Origin of the sequence: Bradyrhizobium sp. NC92, from assembly GCF_025200865.1 — a bacterium.
Classification (GTDB): Bacteria; Pseudomonadota; Alphaproteobacteria; order Rhizobiales; family Xanthobacteraceae; genus Bradyrhizobium.
Window position 1 is genome coordinate 7,344,773 of sequence record NZ_CP104171.1, and the last position, 13,642, is coordinate 7,358,414.

A 13,642-nucleotide genomic window follows, 5' to 3' on the forward strand; every position below is an offset into this window, starting at 1 on the left:
TTCTCTCGCACATGGACACACGGCTTTAGCCAGCATCTGTCTTACACGTCTGAATGCACTGCCATACTCGGTGTTGCTACCTCCCAATAGCAATGACCGTGCCAAGAACGCCAACCGCAGCAAGCTCATGATGACGCTTTGCGGCATGCCGGCACTGGCTCGCCGGGCACCGTGATTTGCCTAGTCCAGTGGTAGCTATGCCGAGGGCCATACATGGAATCGTCTTCTTGCCCGCACGACACAGCCCGAAGTCCTCTCCCGGCGTAACGTTGGCCGACGTCCGGTGGTCAAAGGCTCGGCGCCATATCTCTCCCCAGCAAGATGGATTTTACCGTAGACATGCGCTCATTCTTAGCGGGAAGATGCGGTTGGACCGCCAATTGTTCACCAAGTTTCGTCCACAGCATGCCATCGCACCACACATGCTCAACGCCTCCCCACTGGCAAGCCGCTGCGACATTCGGGAGAACCCACGCCCACGGTGGTTAGCACTCGTGTTGCAAAGCAGTGGAATACCGGTCAGTTTTTCATATTCGACGAGAAGCTTGGCGACTTTGTGCTGAGACGTTCTGGAAATGGTCTGCAATCGCGCCGTTCCGTCCAGATGTACAACGGCGGGTACCTTGTCCCGCCACTCTGCTCGTGTCTGATGATCGAAGAGCATGTAAGGATCCGACGTTCCAGGACTGAAAATGTCCGGGGCACGATCTTCCAAGCATATCGGAGCCACCGGCCGGAAGTGTTCGCGAAGTTTGATGTCGTTGAGATGATCCTTCATTCGCGGCGACGTCGCGGCTGCGAGAATGCTTCTGCTGCCCAGTGCTCGAGGCCCAAGCTCGGCGCGGTCGGCAAGGAAAATGACCGGCTTGTTGCCGGCGAGAATGGCCGCAAGTTCACTCATGCTACACGGCGCTGCGTCCCATTCGGGCGGCACGTCGCTCGGCTTCAGGGCCGGACCACTATAGACTGACCATCGTAGCGGCACGAAGCCTTTGTCCGCCGCCATAGCACAGCAAGCGGCACCGATTGCTGATCCACTGTCATTCGGAAAGGGCGGCACCCAGACAGCATCGAAGAGGCCGGCAGCACGTAGTGCACTGTTCCATTTGATATTGAGAGCACAGCCACCTGTTATACACAAGTTGCGAGCCGGCAAATGCGAATGCCGCTGCAAAGCAAGCGCCATTTCGCGCACGAGCAGACGTTCATGGAAAGAATGAAACGATGCAAGCACATCTTCGCAAGCCTTGGACTTTAACCGCAGCGCGCTGGCATCGACGTACTCATGCACAGCTTCAAGCGCTGACTCCGGAGTGTCAGGACGGGTAAGCGCCGTATTGGTCCCAAAGTGTTCCTCGTAGAGTTCCTGAAACACCGTGACGATGTTTTCATCAACCGAGCCGAGCGCGATGTAGGCCATCAACTTGCCGGCAACGCCGAGGTCCCAATTGGTGCGGCTCGCCTGCTTATATGGTCCGAAGTGATAGCCCGCGGCAGCATAGGCGTGGCCAATCATTGGGAACAGGCATTCGACGAACCGGGCTCCGCGGCGTTCTACATAATAAAGACGTGGAAAGGTGCCACCGTCCCACACAAGACAGAACGCGGGTTGCCCGGCTTCCGCAAAGGGGCTGGTGCAGTATGCGGCGGCCACATGGCCCGTGACATGCGGATAGCTTTTGTAAGGGAAGGACCTGCCGTCCAGCATCAGGCCAGTGCCGTCACGCGACGTTAGCAGGCCATCGGCGCGACTTTCAATATACGGCGCACCTTTGAGATTGAGTGGCGTCGCCCCACTGAGGACCTGCAACTGCGACTCTCCCTCTCCCCACCAGCCGTCAAGGACGAAGTGATCAACATCCGACACATCCAGCCCCTGCTCCGCCAAGGCCACGACAACTGCATCGAGATTGTCAATGGCTTGATATCGCGGATTGTTGTTTCGCTTCTCCTGCTCGACACAAAAGACAAGCTGTCCGTCCTCGATAAGAGCGATTGATCCGTCATGCGTCAGCTTGATACCGCAGATGCGCATAGTGTCTCCATGTTTGGACCCTAACGATTCGATTGATTTGAAGATCGACTTTGATGCTGAAAGCGGGCGAGCAAGCAGACGCGCTCGACACGATCAAGCCTTCGTTTAGCGCTTTGCTGAACCGCCTCTACACCAGCGGTGTCACGCCAGGCCTCCCGCGGAATCCATTACGCGCCGACCGTGTAACGGATGCCCACCCGGCGTGATCGCTCGCACTAGTTTTTGGGTGACCAGTACGCATCTGAGCCATGTCAACCAGGTAAGAGAGGCCTTCGGCCATCGAGTTCGCCCCCCCTGCCTGGTCGCGGTCGGATTTCGGATCACGACTTATCTTTACCTCACATGCTCGGTGGCAGCCTTGTGATAGCCGACCGGCGACGTCATCGTCGCTTGGCTGATTAAAACTCAAAGGCCGCGTCCCATTCTGTCGTCCTCGCCGGTAGCTGCTGCACGATTTGGGCCAGTGCGAGCTAGAGGAATATCTCGGGATTTTTTGGCCGAATGTCGCGTGTGCAGACACGCTGGCGATTTGCTGACATTTGGCACGCCTGGTTTCGGACAGAAGTTCAGACTGCGCTTGCCTGATCATGTTGAGCTCCCGAAAGCTGCCCAGCGGGCGAGGCCCGGCGTATGGACCGGCTTCTGGTAATGCCTCGCTCGGTGCCGACTGCGAGTTGTTGCAAGATGTGCTGTGCTGATGGGCTAGTCGGCCGCCGATAACGGCCTGCTTTTGCGGTATGGCCTGATGAACAGTCCCCTGTGCGCCAGCGCCGTGTCACGGCACGCAGACGTTGGGAGCTATTGAGCGATGTCGATCCCTGTTGCAGCTTGAAACTGGGGATCAAACCTTTTTTGAAGCGACCACTGCTGCCCCTCTACCGATCTCAGACCACTCTTGTGGGGACAGACTCCCTGCGCAGACGAGTCCCCTCTTACCGCCCTGACCGCCTAGGGCTTTGCCAGTGAACTCCTCAACATCGCCCGGTTGCGATCCGGCCGGGCAAGATTGGAGCACCGATAACGTCGGCCGGACGCTTTTCGCTGTTTTGCCCTCTTGGGATTCAATCCTTCATCATCCCTATGTCGGATCGCAGACTTTCCCTTAACCCATCGCGAATATCGTCCTCAAGCTCGCCGACCGTTTCTTGATCTCAGGAGCGCAAAGCCCTGACCAGAGGCATCAACCACGCAGGGTCCAAAACTGCTCAATATGGCAGTCAAATCTCTTGTCATCTGCAAGCGGCTCATGCTGGACGTTCTTGGACGCTTACTCTTCGTGCAACGGTTAGCGCTGCGCGAGATTGGCGACCATCGCCTGCTCCCGCAGTGCTTCCAGCGCGATCTGCGCCGTTAGGGCCGATTCGCACTTCCGTCTCGTCCTCTCGCGTCGTTCCTCGCTCCGGCTGTTGCGACGGAACGGCCCGAAATTCCTAGTCAACTGGTTCGAAATCCGGGGCTGCTTGACCGGGCACTCGCGGGTGCAATGGCCCACCACCGCCAATGATACGGAAGCCGGCGACCCTGACGCCAGATCGCTGGACGCCATCGTTACCGTTTCGGTGCCCCCGGTAATCCCTCGCTTGCGATCCGATACGGCCAATTAAGAGCTGCCCCCCTAAGCTCGTACCGCACCGCATCCACCAGCATTGCCGCGCCCTGTGCGAGAACATCGAGATCAATTCTATAGTTCTCGGCAGTTTTCGAAGCGTTGTCGATATTCCGGATCTGACTTGCAAAGCTGGCAGGCGCTTTGACCAAGAATTTCCGCGTGATGAGGCCTGTTGCAATGAAATTCGGCGCGAAAGGGATGAAGTTCAGCTGATATATGCAGGCGAGGATTGTACACTTGCCACCCATCATCCAGGTGATGAATTCGGTCTTTCACCTGTGAATCAATTACAATCGAATGTCGCCGAATACCGTGCAAATCGAACGAGCGAACGCAGCACGATCCGACGGTGCACCGGGTGTTCGACTGCACGCGAACGCGATCCGAAACTGACTTGAACGACCCGGACTTCACGCACGGTAAATTAACGCACATTTTGGGGAGCACGATCGATTATTTCAAATGCGCAAAGGTGAAGAGGAAGCCGGGGTAATCCAACGTAGTCTACATTTTTCTCGACCGAACTGCGCATCACGCGTGGGGAACGGCGCAGAATGATTGGTGCGCTTGGATTGCTGAATCGGCCCGCGATTGTAATCGATCATCACGGCATGGTGCTCGACGTCAATGAAGGCGCTTTGAAGCTTTTCGATGATGACCTCTGGATCAAAGGAAAACGTCTGTTCGCGGCCGACCCACAATCGCGAATGAAACTGGAGCGACTGGTCAACCATATCCGTCTCGCATTGAGTAAGCCGGGTCGTACAAGCCTTCAAACCGTGATTACCAGGCGCCAGGGCCTTCCGGTCGTCGTTGACGCCTTTGTGCCAGGGTTGGAAGATGAGAACCTGTTGCCGGATGTGGGCGCTCTTCTGCTCCTCACCGACCTGAACGAAAACCATCAGGTGTCGCAGAGCTCAGTGATGGAGATTTTCGGAACGACACCAGCTCAGGCTCGTCTCGCATCGCTCCTGGTCGAGGGAAAAACGCTGGAGGAGATTGCTTGTGATATGAGGATTTCGCCGGGGACGGCCCGCAATCATCTCAAGGCTGTTTTCCTGCGAACCGGGACAAGGCGGCAAGCCGAATTGGTATCTCTGTTGTCGCGCCTGCGATAATTTTGCTGGATCCGGCCTGCCGGATTTGACGTTTTCGATTTTGACGCTCGCGCTGGTTCTTTTCCAGATCACTGCAGCTGCGCTCAATCCCTCACCTTGGCAGATAGGGCGATGTTGCCCAAGCCGAAATCCGCATGGGCTGATCAACAGGATGAGCGGGACCGGCTCCTCGGCGTCATGACCAGTTGCCGGAGCTTACGTTGATCCGGCAAGGCCATGCTTGTACGGTGATGATTGTGAAATCGAGAAGCGCTCGCGATGTTGCGAGAGATGGCGAGGTGAGCACCTCTTCAAACACCAAGGCTATTTTTCCCGGCGCCGGTCTGCTCGAAGCAACTAGAAGCTATGCCATCCTATTTGACCGCCAGAAATCCCTCGAAACAGACATGCTTGTAGATGGTCATGGTATCTACAAAACCTGCCCGATGCAGCATATCGAGATTGCCCTTGGTGGAAAACGGCTCAAGTACGCCTTTCAGACTATTTGCTTTTCCCAAGACTTCTTCCGGAGAGTAACCGTTGTCCAATTTGTAGTCGATATAGATCGCGCTCGCGATATCCTGAAACCGTGCATCTGGTGCTCTGACTTTCTCGAAAAACAGGAATGCTCCGCCCCAATTGAGCGACTTATAGATCAGATCGATCAGGTTCTGCCGGTGCCGGGGCGGAACGAACTGAATCGTATAATAGGAGACGATAAAATCGCTGGCTTCGTAATCTACCTCGCACGCATTTGCGAGGAGGTACTCAACGTTCGGCGCTTTGCCCTGAGCGCTGCGCGCGTACTCAATCATGGCACGTTCGTTATCGATTCCGATCCAGCGCGTTCCATGTGAATGCCGCTTCGCCAATTGCCGTAGCAGCGTTCCGGTTGAAGTACCGATTTCATAAGCCACGGAATCACTCTTGACGAAAAAGTCACTCACCTGTTCGATCAGCCTATGGCCGGCTTCGTAGTTGGGAACAGACCTTGCGACGTGGCGATCAAAATATTGAGGGGTATCCCCACCGAAGCTCCAGCCGGCCCGTTCGGCCCGTATGCCGTCTCCCGTAGGCCCTCTTTCCCGTGCAGTCGTCTGCTCCAAGCTGTCCATGATAACCCTTTTGGCGTTTTCGGTTATGCAAGCTGCAGCTTGCGTTCTCGTGTCGGTTTTGTGGTCAATGCGCTTTTGACCGCCGGACTGAAGAAAAGGGACAAGACTTCATCTTCAAACAGCTGACCCAGTGATGAAAGTCTCAGTCCAGGCTGGCCGCTAGCCTCGAGATAGGATTCCAATGCGCCGGCATTTTTCAGCTCATTGACAAGCGCGTCGTAATATCGCGAAAGCTGGGGATGAGCGGCGCGGAGCGACCGCAGGCTTTCGTCCTCGATGCGTCCGATCCGAAGCCCTGTCGAATAGGACCCGGCCAGCACCTCCTCTTCGTCGATGCAGCGTCCGGTGGCGATCGGAACGCTGCCCGTCAAAACGGCATCAACATAAGTCGGAATGCTTGGGTCGTTGCGAAACACGTACCCGAGGTCGCCTGTCTTCCGCACTTCGACCCCGACGTGGGAATAGGCTCCCGCGCCCACTCCGAGAAGATCGCTCGAGGCCGAGGTCCGGATCTTCTTGAACGGATCGGTAAATTCATGGGCTCGTACAAAGCGATTGCCGTCGGTCTGCTGATAGCCGAGCGTTGCCATTTCCTGCCAGATAAGCATCCGGCCAAGAAGCGTGGCGAACTCGTCCTCGAACGCCGCTCGCTTTGTTTCTGTCTTATACCAGTGCCCTTGAGGACGATCTCCAAATCGTCCGTGATACCAAGTGAGGTGTGGCGGACGAATCTCGGCAATTGCTTCGAGGTTGTCCCATACTTCCGAACTGGATCCCTTATAGAGCCCCTGGACCAAGTCGAGATTCCAGTTTTCAAAAATTCGCGTTGCAATTGCGCATGCGCGGATGGGAATGTCGCGTTTGTAGCCGCGGGCCGCATATTTGAGTACGTCGTCATCGAACGATTGCACTCCAAAGCTCAGGCGCGTGACGCCCTGAGCCTTGAGAGACCACAGCTTGTGCTCCCCCTCAGGCGCGGCGATCGTCAGGGGACTACCTTCGATGCAAAACTCTGCCCCGGGTCGCAAGTCATACTCGTTTCGAATAGTACGTATCAAACCGTGCAACGCCGTCTCATCGAGAACGAGCGGTGTGCCTCCGCCGATGTAGACCGATGACACGACGGTTCCAGCCCGAGCAAGCCGTGCGCCCCAAAAAGCGAGTTCACTATGCAACGCCGTCAGATAACGAGCAACTTTAGTGTCGTCCTCGACAGAGGTTTTTGGCCGGCCGGTATAGTGATCGACCGTGTAGTGACAGAATGTACAGCGCGTTTCACAGAATGCTACGTGAACATACAGGCTCGTTTCTCCGCTCCACGCAATCTTATCCACCAGGGTCGTTGGATCGAGCGGTGTCAATGAATCGATGGGCGGGTAGATCGCCACTGAGTGCGATCCGCCCAGCACCGCACGACTTATGCCGATGCCGGCGGCATGAAGTGCCGGTAGCGAAGCTGGAATTCCGAGCCGTCGCAGCGAAGAGCGTGCTTTCTCAAAAGCGGATTCTCGCGATCTCATTGTCGGGCCTCACGCTGTCGAGCCTGCCACTTGAATAGATCACTGCCGTTGCGCGATGATCGTCAGATAAACGTCGGCGCGCGAATCTGGACTGTCGTCGAATCTGTAGATCACGTCGAAGGGATTTATCAGCCGAGGCATATACTGCTTGCGCCAAAGGCTTGCATGCTCGCCCACGAGCGACGGAACGATTTGCCCCCAAATGCGCTCCGCGATGATGGTCAGGTCCGGATGTACACAGGCTTTGCGAATCCAATCATAGATTTCGTTATACTGGACCCACGGCTGGGCGAGCGAGGCAAGATGAAGCTGCACGAGACGATGGGTGATCGCGATGCGCCCTCCTGGGCGAACGACCCGCGCCATTTCTTTGACCATGCTCGGTCCTAGTCCAAGCTCCCAGATGCCTCCGGTCCATTCATTGATGGCAGCGTCAACTGACGCATCGGGCAGAGCGAGACGCTGCGCAAGGCCAGGACGAAAATGGAGGTTCGTGTAGTTTCGTTCGGAGGCGAATCGGCGCGCCAAATCGCTCAGGCAGCGAAACATCTCGACCGAAATAACGAGTCCGTCTTTGCCAACCGCTGGCGACAATCGCCGTGCAACACGACCCAAGCCGCCGCACACGTCGACGACGATGCTCCCTGGCTTGAGCAGCAGCAACTCCGGGTGATTTGGGATCAGATCCTCTTGCGCGCGGACCAGTTTGTCCTCGACTTCTGGTACTTGGCTCCAGCTGTTGTCGTTCTCGCACGCCTTCAACAATGGCAAACGCCATCGCAAATAGGCCGCTCGAAACCGCTTGGCAAAATCAGACAGCCCGACGGGAGGCGTAGAAGACGCCGCATGGCCCAGCAGCACTTCATCGCTTGGCAAATCAAGGATCAGGACATCGCCCAGCGTGTTCTCGATCGCCCGGACAGCGTTGAAAATGGCGACAAAATCATCTTCGCCGGCGTCGCTCACTGGCCAGAGAGCTTCCGGATTCAGCCGTAAGCACAGACCTGAGATGAAGGCCGAGGCCGCCCAGGTCAGAACGCGGACCCGCTCGGGCTCATTCAGGATCGATAGGTCTGGCGTCATGATGAGATGGACGGCGACGCAATCGCTGACCATCTCCTCCAGCCCCGCAATCGGGTGGTTCGGCACGGGCCAAGAGATACTATCAAGGTAGACCGAGGCGCCGAGACGGACAAGCGAGCGACGGAGTTCACGATCGCATGGCAGGTGTCGCGTTTGCACCACGGTCTGGTGCATTCGAATGATACCGGTCTGACGAAGGCGGGCCAGTTCGCCCAAAATTGAGTTATGATCCGCCAGCTGCGCGCAACACAGCAGCAGCTCCGGCGGATGTATTTCATCGTTAAGGCGCGTGGAGATCTGCTCGATTGAACTCTCGGCATCCAGGTCGATCACGATGGAGCGGCGCAAGGTTGAGGTGCGCGCCCTTTCCGCGATAGATCTCAGATGCTCGAGCTGTTCTGCCGACGGCCTCGCTTGCGAGGTAACGTGCATAAAGCCGTGCTGGCGCAGCGAAGCCAGCATCTTGTCGACGATGTGCTGATCGTCGAATTGAGCGCGCAGAGCCGTGAGATTAACGGGCTCGTTGATGAGCGTAGTGACAAAATCCAATAAGCCATCGCCGGGTGGTACGACCATGCCGGTTTCGAAGTAGCGGTGACTGAGCAATCGATGTTCGGCAATCTCGACGTCCAGAACCTCGACAGCCGGATCGAGCATGACAAAATCATCGTGCGGCAGTCCGCCGGAAAGGCTATCCGCACTGGGACTCTGAAGGCGCTCAAGCAGTTTCATGAGGCGCAGAGCCGCAAATCCGGTGGCAAGAAAGATCGAGATCGTCCTTTTGCCTTCCCTGTCCCATAGACATTTGTCGCAGATCCGATTCGCCTACGATGACGCCGAGCGACGCCAAACTATCGATCAGCGAGAGCACATTAGCGTAGGGAACATCGTTCAGAGCCGTCGACAACTCCACCAAGCTCTTCGGGAAGCGAAGAACGTCAAAGAGGCGGGCGGCCCGCTGCGAAAGTTCCGCATATTCGTGGCCAGCTTCGGCAGCCGGAAGATAAATCAGCCAATGTCGCTCAGAGGCTTCAAGGTCCTGGCCGGGGTCGAAGTCGAACGGGCTTTCAATCCATGGGGTGAGGTCGCAGGATGACGAAATCATCGTTGCCGCCGGATGGGCGACGAAGCGGGTTGACCGCAAATTCCTCGGTCTCGTCCCTGCCGAGAAGGCCTCCGCCGCGCCATTCGGCCATGTCGGGGGAGCGTATTCACCAAGCCGCCGGGCAAGCGCAATCGCCGCCGCGTCGATCGCCAGCACGTCTTGACGCGCGCGGGCGAAGAACTCCGGACGACCGGTCAAATATGCGACAAAAGCCGCCGCGGTCCGCCAGAAGTAGGGCCCGTTGTCAGCGTAACCGGACGACTGCACGAACTCTGCCGCAACTGCCTCGATATCGAGTCCACTCGCGTACAGCAGACGGCGGGTGAGCGGGACAAGGTCCAGCGCACCAAGAGCATTCCTGACCAATCCGCGACGAAACATGCCAATGTTGGATTCGGTCGGCGCGGGTGTGCCCGCATAGTCGGCCAGTATTGCTAGCTCAGTCGCCGTGCAGCCATGGAGATCTTGAGCCCTTGGGTTGGGATCCATGACCCAATTCGCAAGGCGATCGTCCGTCAGTACGCGGCGCCAGGTATCCCAAACCAACTGTGCGTCCATCAGGCCGCCTCGCTGCGGGTGGTGCGCCTGCTCGCCCGGCCGTAGGCGCGATCCCATGCCACACGTCCCCGCTCGAGGTCCGAGAGGATTAGATCGGTGGTACGGCCGGTATCAGCCATTTCCCCATTGCAATAGAGGGATTGGGTTTCATATTCGAGGATGACGGCGCCAGGACGGGCGCGCGACAAAACATCGTCGAGCAGATCCCAAACGGCGTCCGCAACCTGGGTGTCATGAAGGTCGTGATACTGACCGTTGATCCAACGCCCTCCCGCCATGTGAATGGTGATGATACGGTCGAGCGGTATAGTGCTCAGAAATCGATCAATGGAATAGCCTTTCGCGCGGTGGTTCTGCTCGTTCGCATACAGATTGTGCAAATCCAGGTGCAAGTAGGTGCCTGATAGCTCAAGCATTCGCGCAAGGAATTCCTCTTCGGGCAGATCGCTGCCAGGGCACACGCGATAGTACGCCGCATTTTCGTGCGCGAGCGGAACGCCGTAAAGATCTTGAAGCGCGCGCGCCCTTGCCGCCACACGAACAGCCTCAGCCCGCGAGAACTGTAACGGACTGCTCCAAACATCGGACCAGGAGGCGTCGCCATAAAAACAGTGGTTCGCAACTGAGCAAACATTTAGTTTCTGAGAGAGCGGAACGTGCCGCCGCACGGCCGCCGTGTTCGTCAGATCGTCGAAGCCGAAGTCACCGCCGTAGTTCGAATGTCCGAGGAGCGGATATTTATCCGCGATATCGCGCATAAGATCGACGGCGCGGGGAGAAATAAGCCCCGGCCCATCAAGGGGACTCATGATCGAGTCGAGCAATATTTCCAGCGCATCAAGCGGCTGGTCCAGAAACGGAAACCAACCAATCAATTCAGGATTGAACTGAAGCCCAACGCCCAAGCGGGGAACGCTCATTTCCGAGGTCTCCAATAGCCTTGGCACCACGCCGACGGCGATGCGCCAAGGCCAAGCCGGATCAGTGTCCGTCAGTTACGGATGTTCTGCCGCGCACTTCGCCGCAGTTGCGGCGCACCTCGCTGCGGTCGCAGCGCACCGCGCCGCGGTTGCGGAGCATCGCGCTGCGGCGGCTTTTGCCTGTGCTTGCGCTGCAGTCGCCGCACATTTGGCAGCCGTAGCGGCGCATTGCGCAGCCGTCGCCGCACATTTAGCGGCCGCTGCCGCCGCTTCTTTCACCGAAAGTTTTTTAACGTCCATGAATTCTCTCCACGTTGGAATAAAAGTTCTGCCAAAAATCGCTTCTCGGCAGGACTCGGCTCAATCACTAGTAGAACTACCCCATCCAGACACGGGAGCCAGTCCCATTTGAGATAGGAAAAGTATTATTTTGCCAGGACGGCCACAAAAGCAGAATATGACTTCGAGTAACCCCGCCACAGAAGGATACTCGGAAAACATCAGGTCCGGCAAAAGTGAGTCAGGCAGACTCTCCCTAGGGTCCACTGATAGCTGACATTCGTGCATGACACAGTCAGAGCTTCTCTCGTGACGCTTTTGGAGGGGACAACCGATGATGCAAGTTCCGGGCGAGCTTCCGCACAAGCGCCGTTCTCGCCCAACATCGCTGCCCAGCTCACACCGTCCCTATTGATGCCTTCATGATCGTGCGACAGAGTCCAGCAGTTGCAGCGGACAGTTAGCCAAGTTGAGGCACCACCTAGCCGGTTGCGCCAGCGAAACCGGCTCGCGTTGCTTGAGCATATTCACGGAGTCGATTTAACGGGTAGCGATTGCGCACTGCTGCTCGCGGGCGATAATAACCGGCATCAGATCCCAGCTCACTATCCTTCGGCTCGCCTGCGATACAGCCTGGCATGAGCCGATCGGTGGAGGTGAAGCGATGGCAAATGCATGCTTGATGCCAAGCAGGAAGGTGACTCCTATCGTCGCCTCGGCGTGATCACTGGGGGAGCGCCGCCGGCAGCGGTGGACGGGCGAGAAGAAAGCAAGGGTCGCTGCGGAGAGCTTTGAGAATAGCGCGAAGATCTCCGAGGCAGCGCGGCTCAATGGCGTTTCCCGCGGGCTCTCACGGCGTGGCGACGCCAGGTGCGGCTGCGGTGCCCGGCAAGGCACCGAACTTCGTGCTAACCCAAATTGGCTCCAGCGGTGGCGGCACAGCCGGCAGATCCGAGCGTATTTCGACGGCAAAGGACGCCTTGTGCGATCGCTGCTCGGCCAGCAAACCCTCCGAGGTGATCGAGACCGAGGTGAGTGGAGCGGTCATCCGCTTCGAGCTAGGCGTGAAGCTGGGACGCTTTCGACCGTGCTGTGGACGTTTAGGGCGTTCTGTGGTTGCGCTACGGCCCGACCTGAAGGGGGTGCTGGCGGCACAGCCGGTGGGAAACTTTCGCAACCCAGTGCTACTTCAAGCGCGTCACCCTTCGTGGGGAAGAGTTGTTGGACGTTTTCAAGAGCGACTCATTATTACGGCTGCCCCACCCAGGCGACATAAGGGCTGAGCGGATTCGGATCGACATCGGATCTGTCGTCGGACATTCGGGTGCTGCTTCCTTCACTGGTTAAAGATCTTGTGTACCTGAGCTCCCAATCGAGCGCACTCATCGACACCGGCGCGGCCGCAATCGCGGCGACATCGCCGTTGAGCATGGGAAGGCAGGCGGCGTCGGGATGGTGCTCCGCGCGAACCTGCAGCCACCATTCCTGGTAGGTGCCTGCGCAAGGTTGTCGGAGATACAAGGCCGCATGGCTGATGGTAGCAACACCAGACCAGCCTTTGTGTCTGCCCATTGTCCTCGCCAGCTCCATCCCAAAGACCGCAAAAATCACACCACGCAGACATGATGCCACTTATTTCAAGAGGTGATCAGCCTCATGCGCAGCGTTTGCGATTTTGTCGGCTATTTACGAGGCGAGCGTCGGCTCTACTGGGACATGACGGACGAGACGCGCGCCTTCGCGAAGCGTTACAAAGCGGCGTTCGATGGTAGGATCTCGAACGAGGCGCAGGCGAGCACGTACAGTGCCGCCGCACTATCTCAAGGCAATTGCTGCGATACAGACCGATGAAGGTGAGGCGGTGGCGCCACAGATGAAGAACACCTCGATCAATAATTTTGAACTGAAGAATGTTAGAATGCGCCCTGATGGCCAGGTGATGCGGCCACTCCACGCCGCGCGCATAAAGGCGCCGATCGAATCGAATTATCAACGACTACTACGAGATAACGGAGACTATTCCTGCCGAAAATGCGTGGGGGGCAGCCGCGAACAGTTCCTGCGATCTCCTGAAGATTCAGTAAGGGGATCGGCGGCCCGTCGACCTGCCTTTAGATCTCTCGCGTCGCCTTGACGATATGAAGTCAGCGCAGCTCGAGACGCGCTGCAAGCCAGGGAGGCTGGTAACAGTCGTCCTGTCTGGTGAAGGTCAGTAAGTTGGCTGCCTACATCATGGGGCCGTTCTAATCTGTGATCTTGTTGGGATCGCGTTGGCGCTGCTCTTGGTGCAGCGTCCCGGACCTCGCTTTCAGCCATGGCAG

9 protein-coding genes and 1 pseudogene are annotated in these 13,642 nt (G+C 57.5%); 2 read left to right on the top strand and 8 right to left on the bottom strand.

What is annotated here, in order from left to right; genetic code table 11:
* Positions 1-287 precede the first annotated feature (287 nt).
* A pseudogene (gene nodU / locus N2602_RS34120) lies at positions 288-2,035 on the bottom strand (nodulation protein NodU).
* 2,163 nt (positions 2,036-4,198) lie between these two features.
* Between nodU and N2602_RS34125 the strand changes: the two are divergent.
* Positions 4,199-4,762 (top strand): helix-turn-helix transcriptional regulator, encoded by a 564-nt coding sequence (locus tag N2602_RS34125; RefSeq protein WP_260380833.1) that lies wholly within the window; start codon positions 4,199-4,201, stop codon positions 4,760-4,762.
* Positions 4,763-5,115: 353 nt separating this feature from the next.
* Here the strand turns inward: N2602_RS34125 and N2602_RS34130 are convergent, their stop codons facing one another.
* The 6 genes from N2602_RS34130 to N2602_RS34155 all read right to left on the bottom strand — a co-directional run bounded on the left by N2602_RS34130 (position 5,116) and on the right by N2602_RS34155 (position 12,152).
* Positions 5,116-5,856 (bottom strand): methyltransferase domain-containing protein, encoded by a 741-nt coding sequence (locus tag N2602_RS34130; protein ID WP_157287898.1) that lies wholly within the window; start codon positions 5,854-5,856, stop codon positions 5,116-5,118.
* A gap of 23 nt (positions 5,857-5,879) precedes the next feature.
* Complete coding sequence (locus N2602_RS34135; RefSeq protein WP_260380834.1) at positions 5,880-7,244, bottom strand: radical SAM protein; 1,365 nt, start codon at positions 7,242-7,244, stop codon at positions 5,880-5,882.
* 171 nt (positions 7,245-7,415) lie between these two features.
* Complete coding sequence (locus N2602_RS34140) at positions 7,416-9,191, bottom strand: class I SAM-dependent methyltransferase (RefSeq protein ID WP_260380835.1); 1,776 nt, start codon at positions 9,189-9,191, stop codon at positions 7,416-7,418.
* Complete coding sequence (locus N2602_RS34145) at positions 9,178-10,122, bottom strand: hypothetical protein (RefSeq protein WP_260380836.1); 945 nt, start codon at positions 10,120-10,122, stop codon at positions 9,178-9,180. Before N2602_RS34145 ends, N2602_RS34140 begins: the two co-directional genes overlap by 14 nt.
* Positions 10,122-11,042: a DUF692 domain-containing protein gene (locus N2602_RS34150; protein ID WP_260380837.1), complete on the bottom strand. Its 921-nt coding sequence runs from the start codon at positions 11,040-11,042 to the stop codon at positions 10,122-10,124. The genes N2602_RS34145 and N2602_RS34150 overlap by 1 nt, the downstream gene beginning before the upstream one ends.
* A gap of 819 nt (positions 11,043-11,861) precedes the next feature.
* Positions 11,862-12,152 carry a hypothetical protein gene (locus tag N2602_RS34155; protein WP_260380838.1) on the bottom strand — a complete coding sequence of 97 codons (291 nt, stop codon included), beginning with the start codon at positions 12,150-12,152 and terminating at the stop codon, positions 11,862-11,864.
* On the opposite strand from N2602_RS34155, the gene N2602_RS39125 reads away from it, so the two are divergent.
* The gene (locus N2602_RS39125; RefSeq protein ID WP_409241941.1) at positions 12,049-12,597 is read left to right on the top strand and encodes a transposase; all 549 of its coding nucleotides are present in this window, start codon (positions 12,049-12,051) and stop codon (positions 12,595-12,597) included. The two genes, N2602_RS34155 and N2602_RS39125, sit on opposite strands and share 104 nt — an antisense overlap.
* Here N2602_RS39125 and N2602_RS34160 read toward each other — a convergent pair.
* A complete protein-coding gene (locus N2602_RS34160; protein ID WP_260380839.1) occupies positions 12,570-12,893 on the bottom strand; it encodes a hypothetical protein in 324 nt (107 codons plus the stop codon). The two genes, N2602_RS39125 and N2602_RS34160, sit on opposite strands and share 28 nt — an antisense overlap.
* Positions 12,894-13,642 lie beyond the last annotated feature (749 nt).

What these genes read in the sequence shown, in the direction of transcription:
- N2602_RS34145 (WP_260380836.1), bottom strand. Translation starts at nt 10,122, where the DNA reads ATGGACGCACAGTTGGTTTGGGATACCTGGCGCCGCGTACTGACGGAC.
- N2602_RS34160 (WP_260380839.1), bottom strand. Translation starts at nt 12,893, where the DNA reads ATGGGCAGACACAAAGGCTGGTCTGGTGTTGCTACCATCAGCCATGCG.
- N2602_RS34140 (WP_260380835.1), bottom strand. Translation starts at nt 9,191, where the DNA reads ATGAAACTGCTTGAGCGCCTTCAGAGTCCCAGTGCGGATAGCCTTTCC.
- N2602_RS34125 (WP_260380833.1), top strand. Translation starts at nt 4,199, where the DNA reads ATGATTGGTGCGCTTGGATTGCTGAATCGGCCCGCGATTGTAATCGAT.
- N2602_RS34130 (WP_157287898.1), bottom strand. Translation starts at nt 5,856, where the DNA reads ATGGACAGCTTGGAGCAGACGACTGCACGGGAAAGAGGGCCTACGGGA.
- N2602_RS34150 (WP_260380837.1), bottom strand. Translation starts at nt 11,042, where the DNA reads ATGAGCGTTCCCCGCTTGGGCGTTGGGCTTCAGTTCAATCCTGAATTG.